The organism is Micromonospora sp. NPDC049801, from assembly GCF_040656575.1.
GTDB lineage: Bacteria > Actinomycetota > Actinomycetes > Mycobacteriales > Micromonosporaceae > Micromonospora.
The window spans coordinates 246978-269052 of record NZ_JBFAMS010000003.1 but is presented as its reverse complement, the minus strand read 5'-3'; the positions used below and the strand labels follow the sequence as shown (position 1 = coordinate 269052).

The 22075-nt window shown below is 72.5% G+C and carries 26 protein-coding genes; 9 read left to right on the top strand and 17 right to left on the bottom strand.

Features of this window, described 5'->3' with window-relative positions; genetic code table 11:
• Positions 1-44: 44 nt before the first annotated feature.
• Positions 45-488: a VOC family protein gene (locus AB0I89_RS07005; RefSeq protein ID WP_357121480.1), complete on the top strand. Its 444-nt coding sequence runs from the start codon at positions 45-47 to the stop codon at positions 486-488.
• A 48-nt stretch (positions 489-536) separates the two neighbouring features.
• Positions 537-1034, top strand: coding sequence for a DinB family protein (locus AB0I89_RS07000; RefSeq protein WP_357121477.1), 498 nt, complete (start codon positions 537-539; stop codon positions 1032-1034).
• A 26-nt stretch (positions 1035-1060) separates the two neighbouring features.
• On the opposite strand, the gene AB0I89_RS06995 is transcribed toward AB0I89_RS07000, so the two are convergent.
• The 7 genes from AB0I89_RS06995 to AB0I89_RS06965 form a co-directional block, all read right to left on the bottom strand.
• A complete protein-coding gene (locus tag AB0I89_RS06995) occupies positions 1061-1705 on the bottom strand; it encodes a histidine phosphatase family protein (protein ID WP_357121474.1) in 645 nt (214 codons plus the stop codon).
• A gap of 58 nt (positions 1706-1763) precedes the next feature.
• Complete coding sequence (locus AB0I89_RS06990; RefSeq protein ID WP_357121471.1) at positions 1764-2639, bottom strand: alpha/beta hydrolase; 876 nt, start codon at positions 2637-2639, stop codon at positions 1764-1766.
• 14 nt (positions 2640-2653) lie between these two features.
• The gene (locus AB0I89_RS06985) at positions 2654-4108 is read right to left on the bottom strand and encodes a serine/threonine-protein kinase (RefSeq protein ID WP_357121468.1); all 1455 of its coding nucleotides are present in this window, start codon (positions 4106-4108) and stop codon (positions 2654-2656) included.
• A gap of 93 nt (positions 4109-4201) precedes the next feature.
• Entirely contained in the window at positions 4202-4396 is a 195-nt protein-coding gene (locus tag AB0I89_RS06980) for a hypothetical protein (protein WP_357121465.1), read from the bottom strand.
• A 2-nt stretch (positions 4397-4398) separates the two neighbouring features.
• Positions 4399-5442, bottom strand: coding sequence for a LacI family DNA-binding transcriptional regulator (locus tag AB0I89_RS06975; RefSeq protein ID WP_357121462.1), 1044 nt, complete (start codon positions 5440-5442; stop codon positions 4399-4401).
• A gap of 126 nt (positions 5443-5568) precedes the next feature.
• Positions 5569-6456, bottom strand: coding sequence for a helix-turn-helix transcriptional regulator (locus AB0I89_RS06970; RefSeq protein ID WP_357121459.1), 888 nt, complete (start codon positions 6454-6456; stop codon positions 5569-5571).
• Between the two features lie 138 nt (positions 6457-6594).
• Positions 6595-6834, bottom strand: coding sequence for a DUF397 domain-containing protein (locus AB0I89_RS06965; protein ID WP_355050003.1), 240 nt, complete (start codon positions 6832-6834; stop codon positions 6595-6597).
• A gap of 269 nt (positions 6835-7103) precedes the next feature.
• On the opposite strand from AB0I89_RS06965, the gene AB0I89_RS06960 reads away from it, so the two are divergent.
• A complete protein-coding gene (locus tag AB0I89_RS06960; protein ID WP_357122169.1) occupies positions 7104-7751 on the top strand; it encodes a GGDEF domain-containing protein in 648 nt (215 codons plus the stop codon).
• Between the two features lie 4 nt (positions 7752-7755).
• On the opposite strand, the gene rox is transcribed toward AB0I89_RS06960, so the two are convergent.
• The 4 genes from rox to AB0I89_RS06940 form a co-directional block, all read right to left on the bottom strand.
• Entirely contained in the window at positions 7756-9183 is a 1428-nt protein-coding gene (gene rox, locus AB0I89_RS06955; RefSeq protein WP_357121455.1) for a rifampin monooxygenase, read from the bottom strand.
• Between the two features lie 143 nt (positions 9184-9326).
• The gene (locus AB0I89_RS06950) at positions 9327-10265 is read right to left on the bottom strand and encodes a phosphotransferase (RefSeq protein WP_357121452.1); all 939 of its coding nucleotides are present in this window, start codon (positions 10263-10265) and stop codon (positions 9327-9329) included.
• A 149-nt stretch (positions 10266-10414) separates the two neighbouring features.
• Positions 10415-10888: an SRPBCC family protein gene (locus tag AB0I89_RS06945; RefSeq protein WP_357121449.1), complete on the bottom strand. Its 474-nt coding sequence runs from the start codon at positions 10886-10888 to the stop codon at positions 10415-10417.
• A complete protein-coding gene (locus AB0I89_RS06940; RefSeq protein WP_355050007.1) occupies positions 10872-11216 on the bottom strand; it encodes a metalloregulator ArsR/SmtB family transcription factor in 345 nt (114 codons plus the stop codon). The genes AB0I89_RS06945 and AB0I89_RS06940 overlap by 17 nt, the downstream gene beginning before the upstream one ends.
• A 152-nt stretch (positions 11217-11368) precedes the next feature.
• On the opposite strand from AB0I89_RS06940, the gene AB0I89_RS06935 reads away from it, so the two are divergent.
• Positions 11369-12019, top strand: a complete 651-nt coding sequence (locus AB0I89_RS06935; protein ID WP_357121445.1) for an NAD(P)H-dependent oxidoreductase — start codon at positions 11369-11371, stop codon at positions 12017-12019.
• Positions 12020-12046: 27 nt separating this feature from the next.
• Here the strand turns inward: AB0I89_RS06935 and AB0I89_RS06930 are convergent, their stop codons facing one another.
• Positions 12047-12538 (bottom strand): type II toxin-antitoxin system PemK/MazF family toxin, encoded by a 492-nt coding sequence (locus tag AB0I89_RS06930; protein ID WP_355050009.1) that lies wholly within the window; start codon positions 12536-12538, stop codon positions 12047-12049.
• Between the two features lie 64 nt (positions 12539-12602).
• Between AB0I89_RS06930 and AB0I89_RS06925 the strand changes: the two genes are divergently transcribed.
• A complete protein-coding gene (locus tag AB0I89_RS06925) occupies positions 12603-13118 on the top strand; it encodes an NUDIX domain-containing protein (RefSeq protein ID WP_357121441.1) in 516 nt (171 codons plus the stop codon).
• Between the two features lie 49 nt (positions 13119-13167).
• Complete coding sequence (locus AB0I89_RS06920) at positions 13168-14481, top strand: hypothetical protein (RefSeq protein ID WP_357121438.1); 1314 nt, start codon at positions 13168-13170, stop codon at positions 14479-14481.
• A gap of 22 nt (positions 14482-14503) precedes the next feature.
• Here AB0I89_RS06920 and AB0I89_RS06915 read toward each other — a convergent pair whose 3' ends face one another.
• From AB0I89_RS06915 to AB0I89_RS06895, 5 genes are read right to left on the bottom strand one after another with little or no spacing between them, the layout of a single operon-like run.
• Positions 14504-15007: a DUF2267 domain-containing protein gene (locus AB0I89_RS06915; protein ID WP_357121435.1), complete on the bottom strand. Its 504-nt coding sequence runs from the start codon at positions 15005-15007 to the stop codon at positions 14504-14506.
• A 60-nt stretch (positions 15008-15067) separates the two neighbouring features.
• A complete protein-coding gene (locus AB0I89_RS06910) occupies positions 15068-15466 on the bottom strand; it encodes an NUDIX domain-containing protein (protein WP_357122166.1) in 399 nt (132 codons plus the stop codon).
• A gap of 57 nt (positions 15467-15523) precedes the next feature.
• Entirely contained in the window at positions 15524-16864 is a 1341-nt protein-coding gene (locus AB0I89_RS06905; RefSeq protein WP_357121432.1) for a hypothetical protein, read from the bottom strand.
• A complete protein-coding gene (locus AB0I89_RS06900; protein WP_357121430.1) occupies positions 16861-17682 on the bottom strand; it encodes a sugar phosphate isomerase/epimerase family protein in 822 nt (273 codons plus the stop codon). The genes AB0I89_RS06905 and AB0I89_RS06900 overlap by 4 nt, the downstream gene beginning before the upstream one ends.
• Complete coding sequence (locus tag AB0I89_RS06895) at positions 17683-18720, bottom strand: zinc-binding alcohol dehydrogenase (RefSeq protein ID WP_357121426.1); 1038 nt, start codon at positions 18718-18720, stop codon at positions 17683-17685.
• A 116-nt stretch (positions 18721-18836) separates the two neighbouring features.
• Here AB0I89_RS06895 and AB0I89_RS06890 point away from each other — a divergent pair, with 116 nt between their 5' ends.
• From AB0I89_RS06890 to AB0I89_RS06880, 3 genes are read left to right on the top strand one after another with little or no spacing between them, the layout of a single operon-like run.
• The gene (locus tag AB0I89_RS06890; RefSeq protein ID WP_357121423.1) at positions 18837-20231 is read left to right on the top strand and encodes an extracellular solute-binding protein; all 1395 of its coding nucleotides are present in this window, start codon (positions 18837-18839) and stop codon (positions 20229-20231) included.
• A complete protein-coding gene (locus AB0I89_RS06885) occupies positions 20228-21178 on the top strand; it encodes a sugar ABC transporter permease (protein ID WP_357121420.1) in 951 nt (316 codons plus the stop codon). Before AB0I89_RS06890 ends, AB0I89_RS06885 begins: the two co-directional genes overlap by 4 nt.
• Positions 21178-22044 (top strand): carbohydrate ABC transporter permease, encoded by an 867-nt coding sequence (locus AB0I89_RS06880; protein WP_357121417.1) that lies wholly within the window; start codon positions 21178-21180, stop codon positions 22042-22044. Before AB0I89_RS06885 ends, AB0I89_RS06880 begins: the two co-directional genes overlap by 1 nt.
• The last annotated feature ends 31 nt before the right edge of the window (positions 22045-22075 follow it).

Sequence of the window (22075 nt, the reverse complement as noted above, 5' to 3'; positions counted from 1 at the left end):
GCACACCGGCGTTTCCTGTCGTACCGGTGCGGCAGGATCGGGCGATGAGCGCGATTCCCCCTCGACTGTCCGTGATCACCCTGGGCGCCTGCGACCTGGGCCGGCTGCGATCCTTCTACCGGTCCCTGGGCTGGCCGGAGCTGCCCGCCAGCGACGACGGCTGGTCGGCGTTCCTGCTCGGAGGCGTTCTGCTCGCCCTCTACCCGCTGCCCGAGCTGGCGGCCGAGGCGGCACCGGGTGTCGCCGATCCGGCCGGTGGCTGGTCCGGCGTGACGCTGGCCTGCAACGTCGACGACCGCGCGGGGGTCGACGCGGCCTTCGAGGCGGCTGTCGCGGTGGGGGCGTCGGTCGTGGCAGCGCCGACCGACCGTTCGTGGGGTGGCCGCTCGGCCTACATCGCCGACCCGGAGGGCAACCGGTGGGAGATCGCCTGGGCGGGTACGGCGGTCTTCGACGAACGCGGCGCGCTCGTCTCGTTCGGCGGGTGAGCCGTGCCGTGGTTGATCCCGGGCGACGCCCTTGACATGCTTCGGTCCATGACCGTTTTCCCGCCCACCTTCGCCGACGACGTCGTCGACCAGCCAGCCCAGACGCAGATCGAGGCGTTCATCGACGAGCATCGCCGCGCGCTCAACGAGGCCCTGGACGGGCTGACCGAGGAGCAGGCACGACGCTCGCTGGTGCCGTCGCGGACGACACTGCTGGGTCTGGTGAAGCACGCGGCCTTCGTGGAGAAGGTCTGGTTCGACGAGGCGATCACATGCCGGTCGCGTGCCGAGATCGGCATCCCGGCGACGCCGGACGAGTCGTTCATCCTCGACGACGGCGACACCATCGCCAGCATCCAGCAGGCCCACCGCGAAGCGTGCGAGGCGTCGCGCCGCGCGACGGCCTCGCTGGGTCTGGACGACGTGCTGCACGGCAACCGGCGCGGCCCGCTGCCACTGCGCTGGATGTACCTGCACGTCCTGCGCGAGTTGGCGCAGCACTGCGGGCACGCGGAGATCCTGCGCGAGCAGATCCTGCGCGACTGACGCGCCGACCGTCCGATGTGGACGCGTCAGAGCGCCAGCCGACCCGGGACGGTGTCCCCGAAGCGCCGCAGGGTCCAGCGGGCCGGCGGCCAGCCGCCGGTGTCGTGGTCGGTGACCCACTCGCTGATCGACGCCGGGGGCACCTCCAGGTCGAACGCCCGGAAGATGGGCTGCGCGGCGAGCGCGTGGAAGGCGCCCTCCACGGTCTCGCTGTGGCCGACCAGGACCACGGTGCCGCCCCGGTGCCGGTGCGCGATCTCCATGACGGCGCGGCTGACGCGGACGACCAACTCCGCCCAGCTCTCGTTGCCGTCCTCGAACGGGCGGAAAACTCCCCCACCGGGCACCGCGTGCTCGGTCCGGAAGCGGGCGACCGGCAGCCCGTCGGCGTACGGCGGGGTGTGCCAGGTGCAGAGGCCGCAGTCGGCCAACGGCCGGACGCCGAACGCCGCGGCGATGGGCTGCGCGGTCTCGACGGCGCGGCGCAGCACCGACGAGTACACCGCCACCGGCCCCTCGACGGCGTAGTCGTCCACGAGTCGCTTGGCCAGCCGGTCGGCCTGGTCGTAGCCGAGCGACGTCAGCCCCCGGCACCCGTGCGGGCCGCCCACGATCCCGTCGACCTGATGGACCGACTCACCGTGACGCACGAAGATCAGCCGTGTTCGCATCGGCCCATCATGCCAGCGACGTCCGCGGATAGATCAGCCGTCCGGACGGACGATGGCGTCAGTCGGCGTCCAGGACCTCGCGCAGCCGCGCGGCGAACTCCGCCGGCTTGCCCGCGTATCCGTGCTCGTCGCCGAGGAAGCCGCCGTGGTGACTCGGGAACACCACGGCCTCCTGGCCGAGGAGCGCCGCCGTGCCGAGGGCCGTACGCGCGGTGTAGGTGCCCGACGACTCCGCGCCGACCGCGATCACGATGCGGCTCGACGCGGCGGTGAGGACGGCCGCGTCGGGGCGGTAGTCGGTGATCGCCCATGAGCTGTTGGACAGCAGCGGATCGTCGCGGCTGCCGTCGTCCTCGGTCGGCAGGCCGACCATCGCGGGGTCGGGGGCGGGCTGGGCGAAGTAGGCGTCGGTGAACTCGCCCTGCCACGACGTCATCGCGATGAAGGCGGCCATGCCGGCGCCGAATCCGTTGGCCTGGTACGCCTCGTAGAAGGCGTTCCGAGCGCGCTCGGCTGCGGCGGCGTCCGGGAGCACCGCGTTGATCGGCGGCTCGTGCGCCACCAGCGTGACGACGTCGTCGGGGTGGGTCGCGACGAGTTCGAGCGCGGTCACCGCGCCACCGCTACTGGCGAACACGTCCACCGGACCGGCGGCGAGGGTCTCGATGAGCAGGTGCAGATCGGCCGACTGCTGCTGTGGCGTCTGGTCGGACCGGCCGTCGCTACGGGTGCTGCGACCGAGACCGCGCGGGTCGTACGTGATGACGGTCCGGTCCGTCAGGTGCGGGGCGAGCGCGCCGAAGCCCTCCGCCGTCATCGGCTGGCCGATGAGAAGCAACGCGCGACGCCCGCCGGTCGGAGGCAGTGGACCTCGGACGTCGTAGACCAGGTCAGCGCCGGGTACGGCGAGGCGGTGCGTCTGCGTCGTCGTCATGCCGGTGAGACTACTTAGTCGTTGGCGCGATCGGCGGGTAGCTCACGGGTCTGGGCCAGCAGCGCGTCGAGCTGGACGGCGGTCTGCCGGGGCAACCGGTCACGGTCCACCAGTTCGGCGATGGTGTTCCGCAGGTCGGCGATGCGCCGCTCGCGGTCCCGGGTCCGTCGGTTCACGTCGGCGAGGTCGTCGCGCAGGTCCTCGGCGGTTCTGCGGTCGACGTCGCCACGGGCCACCGCCGCGGCGAGCACCTGGTCGAACTCGTCGCTGACCTGCCGGAAGCTGACCGGCAACCCCTGCCCGACGGACGACGGCACGGCGCTGCTGGGGCGGGGCGACGGGGAGGCCGACGTCGCCGGCTTCGGCGACTGCGTCCGGGGCGGGGGCGCCGTGGTGGAGGGCGACGACGGGCCGGCCACCGGCCCGGGGCCGGACGTGTCGGGTGCGCCGATGCCCTGGGTGAGCAGCGCGCCGAGGCCGACCAGCACGGCGAGGCCGGCCGCGACGGCGAGCGCCACGGGCCGGCGCGGACGGCGTCGGACCGGCGCGGACACGACCGGCGCTGGCCGGGCGGCCGAGCGGTCGATCAGGGTCGGCGGGTGGGCGGCCGGGACGATCCGGAGCAGCTCGGTGGGGGGCTCGACCGGCTGGCCGGTGCCGAACCGTCGGGCGAGCTGTGCGGCGCTGGGCCGCCGGGCCGGGTCGGCGGCGAGGCAGGCGAGGGTCAGCTCGGCGATGTCGGCGGGTAGGCCGGGCACTCGCAGCGGAGGCACCGGCGTGCCCCGCTGGTGCACCTCGATGGCGTCCTCCCAGCTCTGTACGGGCAGCGGCGCCGCGCCGGTGAGCATGCGGTAGAGCACCGCGCCGAGGGCGTACACGTCGCTGGCCGGGTCGGGCGGACCGGCGGCGAGGCGCTCCGGGGCGAAGTACGCGGGTGTGCCCATCACCGGCTCGCCGGACTGGCTGTCGAGCCCACCGAGCGCGGCGATGCCAAAGTCGAGCACCTTGGCCCCGGTGTCGGTGAGCATGACGTTGGCCGGCTTCACGTCGCGGTGTACCACCCCGATGCGGTGCGCGGCGGCCAGCGCGGCGGCGATGTGCCCGGCCACCCGGACCGCCTCCGGCCAGGGCAGCGGGCCGGAGCGCAGCCGGTCGGCGAGGTTGTGGCCCTCGACCAGCTCCATCACCAGGTACGGGACGACGACGCCGCTGGCCAGGGTCGCCTCGGCGTAGTCGTACACCTGGGTGACGTGCGGGTGGGTCAGCCGGGCGGCCGCGCGGGCCTCGCGCCGGATGGTGGCCCGCAGGTGCGGGTCGGCGGCGAGCTGGCCGGCGAGTACCTTGATCGCCACCGGCCGGCCGAGCACGTCGTCGTCGGCCCGCCACACCTCGGACATGCCGCCGAGACCGATCCGCTCGTGCAGCACGTAGCGGTCGTGGAGGCGGAGGGTGGGGGTGAAGGGTGACATGGCCAGACCAGTCTGCCCGGCGAGTGCGCGATCGACCACCCTACGTGTCCGGACCGGCACCGTTCGTCCCCGGAGTGCCGGAATGGGCGGTGATCAGGAGCAGCGGGGCACCGGCCGAGGCTGGATCCGGTCGGCGAGCCGGCGCAGGGCGACGGCGGTCAACTGCCGGGTCGGGGCGAGCAGCGGCCGACGGACGCGCTCGACGACGACCGGGGCGTCCGGTCGGGCCGAGGTGACGTGGCGGTTCATCGCGTCCAGGGCGGTGACGTATCCGGTCGGGAATTCCATGGTCAACTCCTGACATGAGGTCCGGTGGAGGCCCGGACGACGAGTTCGGTGGGTAGCAGCACGTGACCCGCGGCAGCGTCCGTGGGTGGGTCGAGCAGCAGTTCGGCGGCGATCCGGCCCTTCTCCTGCGCCGGCTGCCGGACGGTGGTGAGGCCGGCCGCCGCCGCCTCGGGGACGTCGTCGAACCCGGTCACCGAGACCGGCGGGTGGGTGCCGCCCGGTCGCCGGGCCAGGGCGTCGAGCACGCCGAGGGCGAGCACGTCGGCGCCGGCCAGCACGGCCGTGGGCGGCTCGGGCCGGTCGAACAGCCCGGCGACGGCGGCCGACGCGGCGTGGCCGCTGTTGCCGGGGGCGTTGAGCAGTATCAGCTCCGACCAGGCGACGCCGACCTCGGCGAACGCGTCGGCGAAGCCGGCGAGCCGGCCACGGGTCGTCGGGTGCCGGGCGTGCTCGAACCCGGCCAGGGTCACCGGACCGGCGGGCGCGTCGGGCAGGACGGAGTCCACGAGCAGGGCGACCCGCCGGTGGCCGAGACCGGCCACGTGCGCGGCGACGCCGCGCGCGGCGGCCCGCTCGTCGATGCCGACGAACCGCTCGTCGGCGGCGGCGTCGTCGCGTACGGCCGTGCTGACGTACGGCAGGCCGCGCGCCCGGATGACGTCCAGCGCCCACTCCTCGTCGGCCACGCAGTACACGCAGAAGCCGTCGACGGCGGCATTCTCCACGGCCCGCCGGGCGTCGGCCTGCGCCTGCGGCAGGGGCACGAGCAGCATGCTGGTGCCGTGTCGCTCGGCCGCGACGCCCACGCCGGCGAGGAAGCGGACGGCGAAGGGGTCGGTGAAGGCGTACGACAGCTGCGACGTGAACAGCACCCCGATCGAGCCGACGAAGCCACGGCGCAGGGAGCGGGCGGTCGGGTTGGGTCCCGGGTAGCCGAGCTGGCGCGCGGCGGCGAGGATGCGCTCGCGCAGGGCCGACGAGAGCTGGTCGGGGCGACTGTAGGCATTGGACACGGTGCTGCGGGAGACACCGACGGCGTCCGCCACGGCTTGCAGTGTCGGCTTCACTCGACGCCCCTCTGTATCGATTCAGACTGGATCGATACAGAGACTAGCCCGCCACGTCGGCAACGGTCAATGCGAATGAACCCGCGCGCGCCCCTCAGGGCACCGTCACCGCGGGTAGGTCTCCTCCAGCAGCCGGCCCAGGATCTCCGGCGTACGCTCCGGCGGCTCCGCCTCGACGCAGAGCCGCTCCATGGCCACGGCGTAGTAGTCGAGGTCGTCGCGCTTGTCCAGGTAGAGGGCGCTGGTCAACTGTTCGATGTAGACGATGTCGGGCAGCTCCTGGTCACCGAAGCGCAGGATGGTGAAGGCGCCACCGGCCGCCGCGTGACCACCTGCGGCGAAGGGGATGACCTGAAGTCGGACGGTGGGCGACTTGGTCGCCTCGATGAGCGCGGTGAGCTGGCCCCGCATCACCTCTGGACCGCCGATCGGCCGGCGCAGCGCCGCCTCGTCCACCACGGCCCAGAGCAGCGGCGGCTTGTCCCGGAGCAGCAGTTGCTGACGCTGCATCCGCAGATCCACCCGGCGGTCGATCTCGGCGACGCCGGCGCCGCCGTGCCCGAGCAGCACGACCGCCCGGGCGTACTCCCGGGTCTGCAACAGGCCGGGGACGAACTGCACCTCGTAGCTGCGGATCAGCGCCGCCGCCGCCTCCAGGCCCAGGTAGGACTGGAACCAACTGGGCAGCACGTCGCCGTAACGGTGCCACCAACCGGGACTGTTGGCGTCCCGCGCGAGCTTGAGCAGCGCGTCGCGCTCCCCCTCGTCGCTGACGCCGTAGAGGGTGAGCAGGTCGGAGACGTCCCGTTCCTTGAAGCCGACCCGGCCCAGCTCCATCCGGCTGATCTTCGACTCAGAGGAGCGGATCTCCCACCCGGCGCCCTCCCGGGTCACCCCGCTGGACTCCCGCAGCCGACGAAGCTGGGCGCCGAGCAGCATGCGCAGCACGGTTGGCCCGGTTGTCGGGCCGCCCTCGGCGGGAACCATCGTCACGTGCGGACCTCCGGATACCGACCACGTGGCCGGGCACCGAGCCCGACCGACGTGTAAGCATGCCATGGACCGACAGTGAGGTGAACTCCTCCGGACCGGCGATTCAGTCCCATCGCTGGGACCGCCCGGCGCGGCCCTTCAGTTGATCAGATGGTCGAAGTCCCCGTCGCGGGCGCCGAGCACGAAGGCGGCGATCTCGTCCACTGTGTAGATCAGCGCCGGACCTTCCGGATGACGCGAGTTGCGGACGGCGATGCCGGCCCCTCCCGGCAGTTCGGCGAGTTCGACGCAGTTGCCGCTCGGGTTGCTACGGCGACTCTTCTGCCAGGTCAGATGGGGCAACTGAGGGATCGGAACGCCATTGGGTGGCTGCTGCATGAGAGGCGTCTTTCTGCTCACGAGCCCGCCGGTGCCCGTGGGAGGAGCGGTGACGCGGCGAGGGTGCGGTATCGGGGTCGGGCCGTATGCACGTGCATCTGCTATTGCATCTGCACCGGATGGCGAGCATGATAACGCACGTGATCGGTGCTTATCCGTTCACTTTGCGTTACCCCGAGCGGGGTGATGACCAGGGAAAACTGACACCGACGCGGCAGGCGCGCCGCGCAGACCGGAGGCGGGAGGCGGTCGCGGCGATGGGAGGTCTCCTGCCGGATCCGATGAGCGTTGCCTCCGGCGTCTGTGCGGCGGGTGCCCTGCTCTCCTCCTGGCAACTGCGTCGCCGCGCCGTACGCGCCGAGGCCGAGATCGAACACCTCCAGGCCGAGCTGGCCGCCGAACGCCACGCCGCCAGCCACGACCCGCTCACCGGGCTGCCCAACCGCCGCGCCTTCTACCGTCTCGCGGCCGCCCTGCTCACCAACGCCGACGGTGAGCCGCTGATCGCCATCGTGCTCGACCTCGACGACTTCAAGCAGATCAACGACCGGTACGGGCACGCCGCCGGCGACCAGGTGCTGATCAGCGTCGCGGAACGACTGGCCGGGTTCGCGGGCGACAACCTCGTCGCCCGCCTCGGCGGCGACGAGTTCGCGGGGCTGCTCGCCAGCCCGACCGTCGACCGACGCTGGATCGAGCACGCCACCCGACGCCTCAGCGAGACCGTCGCCGCGCCGATCCGGCTGACCGGGTGCAGTGTCCGGGTCACCGCGTCGGTGGGGCTCGCCCCGGTGACCTGTCCGGCCCAGCTCACCGACGCGCTCAGCCGCGCCGACGCGGCCATGTACCAGGCGAAGAGCCTCTCCGGCCCGCGGGCGCCGCGACAGCTCGTCGACAGCGCCCGCTTCGTGGAGTAGCGGCTCAGGTGGCGCTCGCGCCGAACCACCGGCGCAGCTGACCCACCAGGTCGGTCTGATCGTCACCGACCCACGCCACGTGGCCGTCCGGACGCAGCAGCACACCGGGTACGTCGAACCCGTCACCGACGTCGACGACGTGGTCGACCCGGTCCGCCCAACCGGCGGCCGAGAGGCGACCGGTCGCGTCGAGCAGCAGCCCGCGGCCGGCGCGCATCAGTTCGTAGAGACGTCCCCGGGTCAGCCGGACGTCCCGCAGGTGCCGCCCCAGCAGCTCGTGACCCGCGCCGAAGTCGTAGCGGACCCCGATCGCGGTGACCTTCTCGATCAGGTACCGGTTCACGTCCTCGAAGTCCATCAGCTCCGCCAACAGGTGGCGTACCGCCTGCGGCCCCGGATCCGGTGACAGCAGGAACATCTGCGCACGGGTGTTGACGAGGACGTCGGCGGCCACCGGGTGCCGCTCGGCGTGGTAGCTGTCCAGCAGCCCGTCGGGCGCCCAGCCGGCGACCTCGGCGGCCAGTTTCCAACCGAGGTTGACCGCGTCCTGGATGCCGAGGTTGAGGCCCTGCCCGCCGGTCGGTGGGTGGATGTGCGCGGCGTCGCCGGCCAGCAGCACCCGGCCGACCCGGTAACGCTCGGCCAACCGGGTCGCGTCACCGAAGCGGGACAGCCAGCGCGGCGAGTGCACGCCGAAGTCGGTGCCCGCGTACGCCCGCAGTTGCTGTTGGAACTCCTCGATGGTCGGCGGGACATCGCGGTCCTCGGCCACCCCCTCGGCGGGCACGAGGACCCGGTACACGCCGTCTCCGAGTGGCCCGAGACCGAAGCGGAGGTGGGTCCTGCGCACCTCGGCGACCACGTCCGCCACCGTCTGCGGGGATACCCCCACCTCCATCTCGCCCAGCAGCGAGTCGACCCGGCTGGGTTCACCGGGGAAGTCGACGCCGAGCAGCCGACGGACCGTGCTCCGGCCGCCGTCGCAGCCGACCACGAAGCGCGACCGCAACCGCGTCCCGTCGGCCAGCTCCACCGTCACCCCGTCGTCGTCCTGGCGCAACCCGACCACCTCGCTGCCGCGCCGGACCTCGACGCCGACCTCCACGGCGTGCTCCGCCAGCAGGCGGTCCGTGGTGGTCTGCGGGATGCCGAGGACGTACGCGTGGGCACTGTCGAGGCCGCCCGGCGGCGGCTTGGGGATCGCCGCGAAGTAGCCCCCGAGCGGATGCCGCGTACCCAGGGCGAGGAAGCGCTCCAGCAGTCCGCGCTGGTCCATGATCTCGATGCTGCGCGCGTGCAGGCCGAGGGAACGGACGAAGCGGGTCGGCTCGGCATCCCTTTCCAGCACGACAACGCGTACGTCGTGCAGTCGCAACTCACCGGCGAGCATCAGACCGGTCGGTCCGCCGCCGGCAATGATGACATCGATCACGATTCCCCCCGATTTTCCCAGGTTTGGGCTTCGGGTGACGATTCTGCGGCACGACGGGGGTCTTGCCGCAAGACCCCGGGTGCGATATACGTTAGAGGTGGCAGGGAGCCGGATCCCCCTGCCGTTTCGCGTTTCCGGGCCGCTCAGCGCCGTTCGTCGAGGTCACGCAGCGCGGTGTCGGCGAGGGTGACCAGGCCGACCGGCGACACGAGCCCACGGACGATCCGGGCGGCCGTCGCGCGATCGTCGGGGCCGCCGGTGGGGTCCAACGCCTGGCGGGTCCAGTCGCTGAGGTCGTCGAGCGCGCGTACCGCGAGGAACCAGGCCAGCCGCGCCGCGTCGATGTCGACCGCGCCGTACCCGGCGAGCACGGCCCTCTCCTGCCCGGGGGTGATCGGCGCGAAGGCGAGCACCCCGCCCACGACGAACATCAGGTCACACTCGCGCGGGGCGAGCACGGCGTCGTCCCAGTCGATCAACCAGACCTGGCCGTCCGGGCCGAGCAGCAGGTTGCCCAGATGGGGATCGCCGTGGCAGACCACCGCCGACCCCGACCGGTGGGCGGCGAGTCGCTCGACCCCGGCGAGCAGGGTGGACACCCGGTCGGCGTTCGCCGCCCAGCGTGCCGCCAGGTCGGCGACCAGCGGATCGCCCGAGTCGACCTGGTCACGGAGCCGTCCGGCCACGTCCCTGGTCGCGGCCACAATCGAGGGGTACGCGTCACCGCCGCCCGGTAGCAGCCGTTCCAGTTCGCCGGTCACCGGGACCGCGTGCACGGCGGCCAGCAGTTCCCCGTACGCACGCCAGTGCGCCTCGCTCATCGGGCCGTCCAGCGCCCGCAGGTCGGACACCCACGGGACCACGGAGAGGCGTACCCCGTCACGCTCGGCGTACAGCCGCCCGGCACGGGTGCGGACCGGCGCCGCGACCCCGGGCACGCCCCGCTCGGCCAGGTGCGCGGCCACGATCAGGCCGGCCGGCGTACCGCCACCGCTGACCTTGACGGCATACCGCCCACCGTCGCCCGTCCCACCCCGCCACAGCCGAGCCCGCACATCAGCCCCGTGCGGGATTTCGTCCACAACGGACAACCGAAGCCCAAACGCCTCCTCAACCCACTCCACAACCCCCACACCCCACACCCCACACCCCACCCTTGTTGATCAAGAGGTTCGCGTCACGATCGGCTCGTATTCTGACGCGAACCTCTTGATCAACGTGGTCCGGTCCGTCAACGCAGGGTGGACAGGTGCCGGTCTAGGGCCGCGTACGACTCGGCGGTGCCCTGCGCCATGCCGGCCTCGACCATGCCGTCTCGCTGGGCGGCGGTGTCGAAGCGAGTGGTGCTGGTCAGCAGCGTGCCGCCGTTCAGCTCGGTGAAGACAAGCGTCTCCACCGCCACCTGGCCGGGCATGCCCTCGAACTCGAAGGTCTGCACGATCCGCTCCGGCGCGGTGATCTGCCGGAACTCACCCCGGAAGGCGTAGTCGTTGCCGTCCGGAGCGTGCTCGACGATGCGATAGCGGCCACCCTCGCGGAAGTCGATCTCGACGTCCGCCGGATTGCCCCGGCACCACCATCGCTTGAGGTGCTCGGCCTGGGTGTGCGCGGCGAAGACGAGGTCTCGCGGGGCGTCGAACGAACGGACCATCGTGATGTCCCGCTCGGAGGACACGTCGACCGTCAGGTCACGGGTCTCGGTCATGGCTGGTCTCCTTCAGGTCGTGTAGATAGTCGTCGAGGGCGTCGTAGCGTTCGGCCCAGAGCCGGCGGTACTGGTCCACCCACTCGGCGACGGTGCGCAGCGGCGTCGGATCGAGGCGGCACCGCCGCCACTGGGCGTCGCGGGTCCGCACGATCAGCCCGGCGCGCTCCAGCACCCCCAGGTGCTTGGAGATGGCCTGGACGCTGATCGGGAACGGCGCGGCCAGTTCGTTGACCGTCGCCTCACCGGTGGCGAGCCGGGCCAGGATGGCGCGGCGGGTCGGGTCGGCGAGCGCGCCGAACACGGCGCTGACCGGGTCCGCTGTCATGTCGCTTTCAACCACCTAGCTAATTAACCGACAGGTTGAATCTACAGCTCGACCGCCGACTGTCAACGGTTTCACCGGACCAGGACCGTGATTCGACCCGACACACGGGTACGGGGAGAACAGCCCGATACGACCGACGAGAGGAACCCCTCGTGGTGAGCGTCCGCGCCCTGGTACTCAACTGCACCCTCAAGCCGTCGCCGGCCCCCTCCAGCTCCGAGCAACTGGGCCGGGAGGTGCTGGCCGAACTGGCCCGTCAGGGCGTGGACGGCGAGATCGTCCGGGTGGTCGACCACGACGTGCGCTTCGGGGTGTCGACCGACGAGGGCGACGGCGACGGTTGGCCCGCCATCCGCGCCAAGCTGCTCGACGCCCAGATCCTCATCATCGCCACGCCCATCTGGCTCGGCCAACCCGCGAGCGTCACCAAGATGGTCCTCGAACGCCTCGACGCCGAGCTGTCCGAGACCGACCACGAGGGACGACTGCTCACCTACGGCAAGGTGGCCGGCGTCGCGGTCGTCGGCAACGAGGACGGCGCGCACCACACCATCGCCGAGGTGCAGGGAGCGCTCAACGAGGTGGGCTTCACCGTCGCCGCCGTCGGAGCGACCTACTGGGTCGGTGAGGCCCTGCACAAGGTGGACTACCGCGACGCCGGCCCCAAGACCGACACCACCGGCCGCACCACCAGGGCCCTGGCGCTCAACAGCGCCCACCTGGCCCGGTTGCTCGCCGAACAGCCGTACCCGCCGCCGGACGCGCAGGGCGCCGCGGTCGGTCCGAGCCGCGAGCCGGCCTGACGGTCCGTCCGGCCGCCGAGGGTACGGTCAGCGCCAGCCGTAGCCGGCGCGCAGCGCCTGCCCGACCCGGTCGAACCGGGGCCGATCCAGCACGGCGCCCTCGCGGCGGATGCTGTCCTCGCGCATGGTGAGCACCCGGTCCAGCCGGACCCAGCTCGGCCGCTTGTCCCGGTCCCACTCGCCGGGGCCGAGCGCGAACCAGTGCCGCTGCCCGTCCCGCTCGCTCTGACTGGACAGCATCAGCCCGAACAGCGTCCGGCTGTGCCGCCCCACCACCAGCACCGGGCGGTCCTTGCCCTGGCGGGGGTCGTCCTCGTACGGCACCCACGTCCAGACGATCTCACCCGGGTCGGCCTGGCCGTCGACCTCCGGCGCGTAGCTCAGCTCACGCCGCTGCAACGCGTTCACCTGCCGGGGGCGGGCCACCCGCGCCGGAGACGGCCCGGTACGCCGGGGCGACGGAATTGCCGCGCCCACCCGGGAGATGCGTTGCGCCACGTTCCTCAACAGACCAGCCACGGCGGGCAGCCTACCGGCCCCCGCGCGGTCCCCCGGAGCCGGAGCGCTGCGGCAGACTGAGCCGATGGACCAACTACCCGACGACCTGCCGATCCTCGAACGGCGCGCGGTGCGCGTGGTCGTCATCGACGACTCCGACCGGGTGCTGCTGTTCCACACCCGCGACCCGGACCACCCTCGGCTCGGCACCTGGTGGGAGCTGCCCGGCGGCGGCATGGACCCGGGCGAGACGTACCGCGAGACCGCGGTGCGGGAGCTGCGCGAAGAGACCGGCATCGTCGTCACCTCCGACCAGGTGGGCGCGCCGACCTGGCGACGGCGGGCCAGCTTCCTGCACCGCCAGTTGCGCCACGTTCAGGACGAGGTGATCGTCGCCGTACGACTGACCGGTCCCGGCCCGGACGTGGACGAGACGGACCGACTCGACTACGAGCGGGAGGACTACTTCGGCTTCCGCTGGTGGCCACTTGCCGACGTGGTGACCAGCGCCGAACGCTTCTATCCCGGTCAGCTCCCCCGGCTGATCACGCCCCTCCTTGCCGGTGAGCGAATCGACGAGCCGTTCGAGCTGTGGTCGTGACCGGGCTGGTGCGGATGCCGGACCGGGTCGCGCCGGGCAGAGTGGAGGCATGACGACCGACCTGCACGGCCCGCTGTCCGCGTACGCCGAACGGCTGCACGCCGCCATCGGCGATCGGCACCACGTCGCCTCCCCGCTCGGCGCCTGGCTGCTGCTCGCCGTCAGCGCCGCGACGACCGAAGCCGCCCAGGCGACCGGCCTGCACACGGCCGACGCGGACGCGGCGAGCGGGCCAGAAGCGGTAGCCGGGTCAGACGCGGCGGCCCGGTACGCGACGGGCGAGGGGCTGGCGGCGGCCCTGGGCACCGACCTGGCCAGCGCGGCCGACGTGGCCCGCACGCTGCTGGACGCGCCGCACCCGCTGGTCGCGTCCGCCACGGCGTTGTGGCTGCGAGCGGTTCGAGGAGTCGACGAGCCGGCCGGATGGCGGGCCACGCTCCCCGCGACGACCGAGGTCGGCCCGCTCCCCGACCAGGCCGGCCTGGACGCCTGGGCGCGCGAGCACACCGACGGCCTGATCGAGACGTTCCCCCTGAAGGTCCGACCGGACGTGGTGTTCGCCCTGGCCAGCGCGCTCGCCACCCGGATCTCGTGGGCCGAGCCGTTCGACGTCACCGACGCCCGCGCGCTGGGTCCCGGTAGCGCCTGGGCGGGCGACCTCCGTCAGGCGTTGCGCAGCCCGAGCCACGGGCACCAGGGGGCCATCGTCACGACCGAGCGGGCCGGCGACGTGATCGTGCACGCCGCCCGCGCCCAGGCAACCGACGGCGCGGGGCTGGTGGTCCTCTCGGTGGCCGCCGCGCCGCACGTGCCGGCGGGCGATGTGCTCGCCGCCGCGTACCGACTCAGCGTTGGCGCGGCCGACGGCGCGCAACCGACGGGTCGGCGGTCACTGTTCGACCTGCCGCTCGGCGAGACCCCGCTGTGGACGCTGCGCGAGGAGCGGGTCCGGACCCGCGCGCGCGACGGCCGCGAGGAGCGGCATCAGGCGGTACTCCCCTGCTGGTCGGCGCGGAGCGAGCACGATCTCATGGCCGCGACGCTGGGCTTCGAGGCCGCGGCCGGCACACTGGCTCGGGCACTCGGCCAACCGGTCCAGGGCTTCGAGGCGGGTCAGGTGGCGATGGCCCGGTACGGCCGGTACGGGTTCGAGGCGGCGGCGGTGACCGGGATGTTCGGCACGGTCAGCCTGCCCCCGGAGGGAGTCGCCCGTACTGCCGAGCTGCGCTTCGGCCACCCGTACGCCGTGGTGGCCGTCGCCACCGACAGCAGGGCCGACGGGACCACCGGCCCGTGGCACGGGGTGCCGGTCTTCTCCGCCTGGGTCACCGAGCCCGAGGAGCTGCCCGACGCCGAGAGCTGACGCCGTCGATCCGCACTGGATATCACCAATCGCTCGTCGGCCAGGCGGGATCGGGCTCGCTCCCGTCGCGGGGCAGTCGGGCCACCATCTCGTGGAACTCCCGTACGGTCACCGCCTCGCGCAGGGTCGCGAAGACGGCGCCCGTGCCCAGCCGTGCCGTGGCCGCGTCCACTCCGGCACGCTGGCTCACCCGGCGCAGGAAGTCCACCGGACCGGCGTCCATGGGTGGCGGCGTGGCCGGCCCACCGACGTCGAGGCCCACACCCGTGTCGAGCGCGTCGCCGCCGGTAGTGACGGCCGGGGCCGGGTCGGTCGGGTGGGCATCCGGCGCGAAGTCGTACAGGTAGCCGTCGACCTGGTCGGGGAGGTGCCCGGCGGGGTCGGGCGCGGCACCGGTGACGCGTTCCGCCATCGTGGTGAGCACCGCGCGGGCGAGAGCGGCAGCCTGCCCGGTCGGTAGGCCGGAGCGCCGGGACACCGCGTCGATGAAGTGCCCAAACCCGTCGCCGCCCGCGCTGTCGGTCACGCCGGGGCGGTTACCCGCGCTCGACGGGGGCAAACAGCGCCGCAAGCGGGCCAGCGACAGTCAGCGCAGCAGGTCGGCGGCCGACAGGTGGTCGAAGATGAGCTGATCCACCGGGGAGGTGCGGTGCCGGTCGGCGTACCCGAGCCAGGCCATCTCGGCGATCTCGCTGGCCGGCCGCAACCGTCCCCGGTATCCGGCCCGGTAGCAGGTCATGCGCACCGCGACGCCGGCCGCGTGGCCGTGCGCCTGGGCGGTGAACGTGCCCAGGTGCGTCGCCCCGCGCACCTCCACCTCGACGCTCAGCTCCTCACCGATCTCCCGGCGCAGGGTCTCCAGGTCGCTCTCCCCGGGCTCGCGCTTGCCGCCGGGCAGATACCACACGTCCTTGCCCTGCGACCGGGTGCTCAGCACCCGCCCGTCCTCGATCAGGATCCACGCCACCTTGTCGATCTCGCGCACGCCGCCTCCCGCCTCGCTGGGAGCGCGCACGCTACCACCTGACGCCGGCGGGAACATTCACGCGGCGAGCAGGTCGAGCAGGAGCGCGGCGGTCCAACCGAACGCCGGTGAGCCCAGCCCGGCCCCCGTGTCGGGATGGAAGTACTCGTGGCAGCCCGCGCCGGCCACCAGATCGATCATCGAACGGCGAAGGCCGGCGGCCAGCTCCGGGTGACCGTGGACGGTCAGCCCGCGCCGCACCAGCCAGCCGATGTTCAGCCAGCTCGGCCCCCGCCAGTAGCGCAGCGGCTCGAAGTCGGGCGCGGTGCGGTCGTAGCTGGGCAGCGGCCGATCCATCCGTTCGGCCACCCCGAAGCGCGCCGACGTCGCCTCGACGACGAGCGCGTCGACCTGCCGGGCAGGCAGGTTGGGCAGCAGCAACGGCGCGAGCCCGAGCACGGTACGCGCGCCGACGAGCCGGCCGGCGCGCAGGTCGCGGGGCTGGAACGTGCCGGTGACCGGGTCGTACAGCCGTCGTACCAACGCCTCGGTGACGCGGTCCGCGCGGACCCGGTGCGGGCCCGGGTCGAAGCCGGTCAGCCTGGCGATGTCGGCCAGCGCGTGCTCGGCGGAGCCGAACGCGGCGTTGAACAGCGGGCACTCCACCAGGAACGGATGGTCGTCGGCCAGGTGACGGTCGGCGTAGCCGTGGTCGCGGTAGGCCGCGACGATCGCCAGGTAGCGCGCGTAGTCCAGGTCCGTGGGGCGGTGCGCGGCGTCGGCGTGCGCGGTGTCGTGGCGACGGTACGCGCGCATCACGGCCGCCTCGGCGTGGACCGCGGCCATCGGCTCGTCCCAGGCGGGGCTGTTGTCCAGACCGGACTCCCACGGGTGTACGACGCACACCAGCCCGTCGCCGGCCACATCCCGCCACTCGGCCAGATAGCGCTGCTGGGCGACCAGCGCCGGGTAGAGCCGGCGCAGCGCGGCCAGTCCACTCTGGTCGGGCGCCCGCCGATAGGCCAGCAGCGCGGCGAGCGCGTGCACCGGCGGCTGGACGAGGCCGGAGGTGTCGACCCCCGGTGCGCCCGGCACGTCGGCCGAGCGCCACAGGTCCGGGCCGGGGAAGTACGCGCCGACCCGCAGCGCCGGATTGAACACGATGTGCGGTACCCGTCCGTCGGCCCACTGCGCCCGGAACAGACTCGCCAGCTCCCGCCAGGCCCGCCCGGGCCGGACGTGGGCCAGCCCGATCGCGATGAACGCCGAGTCCCAGCTCCACTGGTGCGGGTAGAGCGTGCGCGACGGCACCGTGTGGTCGTGCTCCCAGTTCACGTCGAGGGTGGCGACGGCCAGCCGGCTCAGCCCGGCCGGCTCGGCCGTACCACCGATGCGGGCCGGTACGGCGTCGGCGGTCATGCGGCGGCCCGGCGGGGCAGCGCGTGCCGCAGCACCGTGACGGCCTCGCCGAGGGCGCGGACGGGGTCGCCGCGGAGCCGGCACTCGAGGGACAGCCAGCCCCGGTAGTCCAGCTCCAGCAGGGTCCGTACGAGCCCGGTCCAGTCGAGGTGCCCGGCGCCCGGCTGGTACCGGTTGGAGTCGCTGACCTGCACGTGTCCGAGGTACGGGGCGGCGGCCCGCAGCGCCCGGTGCACGTCGTCCTCCTCGATGTTCATGTGGAAGGTGTCGGCGACCACCCGGACCGAGGGCAGCCCGAGGGCGGCGCACAGGGCGACCGCCTCGTCGAGCCGGTTGACCATGTGGTCCTCGTACCGGTTGAGGGGTTCGAGGAACAGGGTGACCCCCTCGGCCCGAGCGTGTTCGCCCAGCTCGCCGAGGGTGTCCAGGAGCACCTGCCGGTCGCCGGCCGGCGGGCGTGGCGGCTCGAAGGGCGGCAGCCGCCGGGAGAACATCCCCCACGCGGCCGGGGTCATCACCCCGATGCCGCCCAGTTCGGCGATGACCGAGAGCTGGGAGCGCAGGTTGCGGACCGCGTCGGCGGACCGGTCGGGGTCGAAGTCGCCGATGAAGTGGGTCATCTCGACGCAGACGGTGGGCATCACCACGCCGGCGGCGCGGGCCCGGCGCAGCTCGGGCAGGCGGCGGGCGAACGCGAGGTCGCCGCGACCGCGCAGCTCGATGCCCTGGTAGCCGAGCGCGGTGGCGAGGGCGTACTTCTGGATCAGGTTGGTGCCCGGCAGGAGTTGTTCCTGGCAGGCGAGCGCGATGGTGGTCATCTAGAACCTCAACACCACTTGGAGGACGTCACCGGCGCCGCGGTCGAGCAGCGCGAGGGCGTCGGCGACCGCGCTGGCGTCGACGATGTGGCTGACCAGCGGCAGCGGGTCGACGCTGCGGTCGGCCACCAGCTCCATGAAGGTCTGTGCCACCCGGTCACCGGTCCACCGGCCGGCCATGCCCGGCGCGGGGGTGGGCCCGGAGACCTGGGCGGCCACCATCTGGATGCGGTTGTGGTGGAACTCCTCGCCGAGGCCGAGCCCGTCGGCCTGGCCCTGGTAGAAGCCGGCGGCCACGACCCGGCCGGCGTGGGCGGTGGAGCGGATCGCCTCGTGCAGCGCCGGGTACGCCCCGGACAGCTCCAGGCAGACGTCCGCGCCCCGGCCTCCGGTGGCCTCGCGCAGCACGGTGGCGGCGGACCGGACCTCGGCGTCCACGGTGGTCCGTGCGCCGTAGTGGGTGGCGTGGGCCAGCCGGCCGGGCACCCGGTCGACGGCCACCACCCGGGCGCCGGACAGCGCCGCGAGGCGGGTGGCGAGCAGCCCGATGACGCCCTGCCCGAAGACGCCGACCCAGTCGCCCAGGTGCAGGTCGCCGGCGAGCACGGCGGTCAGCGCGATGGCGCCGGGCCGGGCGAAGACCGCGGCGAGCGGGTCCAGCCCGACGGGCAGGGGTCGGACCGCGTCGGCGGGGAGCACGGCCTCGGCGCGGTGCCCCCAGATGCCCCACACGAGCTGACCCGGATGCCGGTCGGCGACCTCCGCGGCCACCTCGACGACCTCGCCGACCTCCTCGTAGCCGAAGCCGACCAACGGGTACGGCACGGGGGCCTGACGGGGGACGAACATGCGGGCGGTGTCGTCCCAGTCCTTGCGGAGCCGGGGATTGCTGCCCCGGTAGAGGGTCAGCTCGGTGCCGGCGGAGATGCCCGAGTAGCAGGTGCGGACCCGGACCTGGCCGGGACCGAGCGAATCTGGCGGGCAGGGCTCGAGACTGATCTGTCGAGGCCCGGCGAGGGAGACCACCCAGTTGCCCATGTGTCACATCCCGGTAGCACTGGGCTCCAGGATAGCCAAAAAATAGCCATATGTCTTGCTATTGATCAATCGAAGGTGTTGGATCCCTCTTGTACCCTTCGAGAGGAGTGCCACCGATGTCAGCACCTCCGAGGCGGATACTCGCCACCACCCTGATCCTGGCACTGGCCACGTCCACCCTGCTGGCCTGCGGAGACGACGGATCCGACAGCAACAGCAAGAAGATCACCGTGTGGAGCCTGGAGGACGTCGCCGACCGCGTCACCGCCACCAAGGCGATAATCGCCGACTTCACCGCCAAGACCGGAATCCAGGTCGACCTCGTCACCGTCAACGAGGACCAGTTCCCCTCGCTGATCGCCGCAAACGCCGCCGCCGGCGAGCTGCCCGACGTGGTCGGCTCGGTCTCGCTGGCCGGCATCCGTACGCTCGCCGGCAACGAGCTGCTGCACGCCTCGGCGAACGCGGAGGTCGTCGACGCGCTGGGCCGGCAGACGTTCTCCCCCCGGGCGTTGGAGCTGACCTCGGACGACGGCAAGCAGCTCTCCGTGCCCAGCGACGGGTGGGGGCAACTGCTCGTCTACCGCAAGGACCTGTTCGACGCCGCCGGCCTGCCCGCCCCCGACACGTACGAACGGATCGCCGCCGCCGCGACGAAGCTGAACACCGGCGGGGTCGCCGGCATCACCGCCGCCACCTCGGCGAGCGACGTGTTCACCCAACAGACCTTCGAGCACCTGGCCCTGGCCAACGGTTGCCAGCTCACCGACGACTCCGGCGCCGTCACCCTCGACTCCCCGCAGTGCGTCGAGGCGTTCCGCTTCTACGGCGACCTCATCCGCACCAGCTCCGTCAAGGGCGCGCAGGACGTGGACACCACCCGGGCCACCTACTTCGCCGGCAAGGCGGCCATGGTGATCTGGTCGCCGTTCATCCTCGACGAGCTGGCCGGGCTCCGGAACGACGCCAAGCCGACCTGCCCCCAGTGCCAGGGCGACCCGGCGTTCCTCGCCAAGAACAGCGGGTTCGTCACCGCGATCAAGGGTCCGAACGGCACCGAACCCGCCCAGTACGGCGAGATCAGCTCGTGGGCCGTGCTGGACGGCGCGGTGACCGACCCCGCCAAGTCCTTCGTGGAGTTCATGCTCGGCGACGGTTACCCGCGCTGGTTCGGCATGTCCCCCGAGGGCCGCTTCCCGGTGCGTAAGGGCACCCCCGCCGAGCCGGAGGCGTTCCTGACCGCCTGGACCACCAGCCCGGCCGGCGTGGACACCAAGAAACCCCTCACCGACGTGTACGGCGACGACGTGCTCGCCACCCTGCGCCGCAGCCCGGACACGTTCGGGCGCTGGGGGCTCAGCCAGGGCCAGGGAAAGCTGGTCGGCGCGATGCTCGGTGAACTTCCGGTGCCCAAGGTGCTGGCTGACCTCACCGCCGGCAAGTCCGACGCGGCGGCCGCCGCCGGTCGGGCCAAGAAGGACGTCGAGGCGATCAAGGCGGGCGTCAATTGACCACCACCGCGCCCGGCCGCTCCCCCACCGAAGAGCGGCCGGAGCGGGCGCGTCGTCGACCGCTGACGCTGCGCCGCCGAGAGTCCCGCGCCGGGCTGGCGTTGGTCGCGCCGACCCTGCTCGTCACCATCGTCGTCATCGGCATCCCGATCGTCTGGACCGTGGTGCTCGCCTTCCAACGGGTCCGGCTCGCCACCCTGCGCAAGACCGGCCTGTTCGGCGAGCTGACCCTGGACAACATCGACCGGGTGCTGCACACCCCCGGCTTCGCCGACACGCTGTGGGTCACGCTGCTCTACAGCGTCGGCGGCACCGTCGGGTCGATCGTGCTCGGCCTGGTCGCCGCGCTCGTCGTCCGCCGGCCGTTCCGCGGTCGCACCCTGGTACGGGCCTCCATGCTGCTGCCGTACGTGGCGCCCGTGGTCGCGGTGACCTTCGTCTGGCAGGTGATGCTCGACCCGCAGCTCGGCATCGTGAACCACTGGGGGCAGCGCCTGTTGGGCTGGGACGCGCCGGTGCCGTTCCTCACCCAGGAGTCGACCGCGCTGGCCACGGTCATCACGTTCGAGGCATGGCGGTACTTCCCGTTCGCGTTCCTGTTCCTGCTGGCCCGACTCCAGGCGGTGCCCGGCGAACTGGAGGAGGCCGCCCGCGTCGACGGGGCCACCCCCACCCAGCGGTTCCGGCACATCCTGCTGCCGCAGCTCCTGCCGGTGATCGCCCTGCTCGGCGTGCTGCGCTTCATCATGACGTTCAACAAGTTCGACGACGTCTACCTGCTCACCGGCGGGGCTGCCGGCACGGAGGTGGTCAGCGTCCGGGTTTACGAGTTCCTCACCGCCCGTACCGACGTCGGGGCCGCCGCCGCGCAGGCGGTCGTGCTGGCCGTGGTGCTCATCGTGTTCGTGCTGATCTATCTGCGCTTCTTCGGACGGAGGGTCGGCTGATGGACCGGGACATGGTCGAGACGGTGAGCCTGCGCTGGCTGCGCCGCCTGGTGATCGCCGCGTTCCTGGTGGTCACCGTCTTCCCCTTCTACTACATGCTGGTGCTCTCGGTACGCCCCATCGAGCGGCTGCTGCTCGACCCGGGCGCGCTGGTCGTCGGCTTCGGCGAGCTGACCGTGGCCACGTACGCCGAGGTCCTCAAGGCCACCGACGACGGCGGCCAGGGATTCCTCACCTTCATCCGCAACAGCGCCCTGGTGGCGGTCGCGGCGACCGTCCTCACGCTGCTCGTCGCGATCCCCGGCGCGTACGCGGTGGCCCGGCTGCGGTTCTTCGGTCGGCGGCAGGTCGACTTCCTGTTCCTGGCGGTCTACCTGTTCCCCTCGATCGTCATCGCGATCCCGCTGTTCGTGGTGTTCAGCCTCGCCGGGCTGCGCGGTTCGCTGTTCGGGCTGGTGCTGGTCTACGTCTCGCAGACCCTGCCGGTATCGGTCTACATGCTGAAGAACTACTTCGAGACCATCCCGGTCAGCCTGGAGGAGTCCGCGGCCATCGACGGCGCCGGCCGGCTCGGCATCATCCGCCGGGTCAGCCTGCCCCTCGCGATGCCGTCGATCATGGCGGTCGCGCTCTACGACTTCATGATCGCCTGGAACGAGTTCCTGTTCGCCCTGCTGTTCCTGGTCGACAAACCCGACCGCTGGACGGTGTCGCTCGGCCTGTCGCTGCTCTCCGACGGCGTGGAGGTGCCCAAGACGGTGCTGATGGCCGGGTCGGTCGTCCTCACCCTGCCCATCGTGATCCTCTTCTTCGCCAGTGAACGGCTGCTGACCGAGGGCCTGACCAGCGGCGCGGAGAAGGGCTGAGCCGCCACCGATCGGCGCACCCGCCAGCCCG

Bases quoted from the DNA above. Each gene is read 5' to 3' on its own strand.
- AB0I89_RS06965 (WP_355050003.1), bottom strand. From the start codon at position 6,834: ATGCAGCAGCCACCCAATGGCGTTCCGATCCCTCAGTTGCCCCATCTG.
- AB0I89_RS06940 (WP_355050007.1), bottom strand. From the start codon at position 11,216: ATGACAGCGGACCCGGTCAGCGCCGTGTTCGGCGCGCTCGCCGACCCG.
- AB0I89_RS06945 (WP_357121449.1), bottom strand. From the start codon at position 10,888: ATGACCGAGACCCGTGACCTGACGGTCGACGTGTCCTCCGAGCGGGAC.
- AB0I89_RS06905 (WP_357121432.1), bottom strand. From the start codon at position 16,864: ATGACCGCCGACGCCGTACCGGCCCGCATCGGTGGTACGGCCGAGCCG.
- AB0I89_RS06895 (WP_357121426.1), bottom strand. From the start codon at position 18,720: ATGGGCAACTGGGTGGTCTCCCTCGCCGGGCCTCGACAGATCAGTCTC.
- AB0I89_RS06900 (WP_357121430.1), bottom strand. From the start codon at position 17,682: ATGACCACCATCGCGCTCGCCTGCCAGGAACAACTCCTGCCGGGCACC.
- AB0I89_RS06890 (WP_357121423.1), top strand. From the start codon at position 18,837: ATGTCAGCACCTCCGAGGCGGATACTCGCCACCACCCTGATCCTGGCA.
- AB0I89_RS06925 (WP_357121441.1), top strand. From the start codon at position 12,603: ATGGACCAACTACCCGACGACCTGCCGATCCTCGAACGGCGCGCGGTG.
- AB0I89_RS06880 (WP_357121417.1), top strand. From the start codon at position 21,178: ATGGACCGGGACATGGTCGAGACGGTGAGCCTGCGCTGGCTGCGCCGC.
- AB0I89_RS06985 (WP_357121468.1), bottom strand. From the start codon at position 4,108: ATGTCACCCTTCACCCCCACCCTCCGCCTCCACGACCGCTACGTGCTG.
- AB0I89_RS07005 (WP_357121480.1), top strand. From the start codon at position 45: ATGAGCGCGATTCCCCCTCGACTGTCCGTGATCACCCTGGGCGCCTGC.
- AB0I89_RS06920 (WP_357121438.1), top strand. From the start codon at position 13,168: ATGACGACCGACCTGCACGGCCCGCTGTCCGCGTACGCCGAACGGCTG.
- AB0I89_RS06995 (WP_357121474.1), bottom strand. From the start codon at position 1,705: ATGCGAACACGGCTGATCTTCGTGCGTCACGGTGAGTCGGTCCATCAG.
- AB0I89_RS06980 (WP_357121465.1), bottom strand. From the start codon at position 4,396: ATGGAATTCCCGACCGGATACGTCACCGCCCTGGACGCGATGAACCGC.
- AB0I89_RS06990 (WP_357121471.1), bottom strand. From the start codon at position 2,639: ATGACGACGACGCAGACGCACCGCCTCGCCGTACCCGGCGCTGACCTG.
- AB0I89_RS07000 (WP_357121477.1), top strand. From the start codon at position 537: ATGACCGTTTTCCCGCCCACCTTCGCCGACGACGTCGTCGACCAGCCA.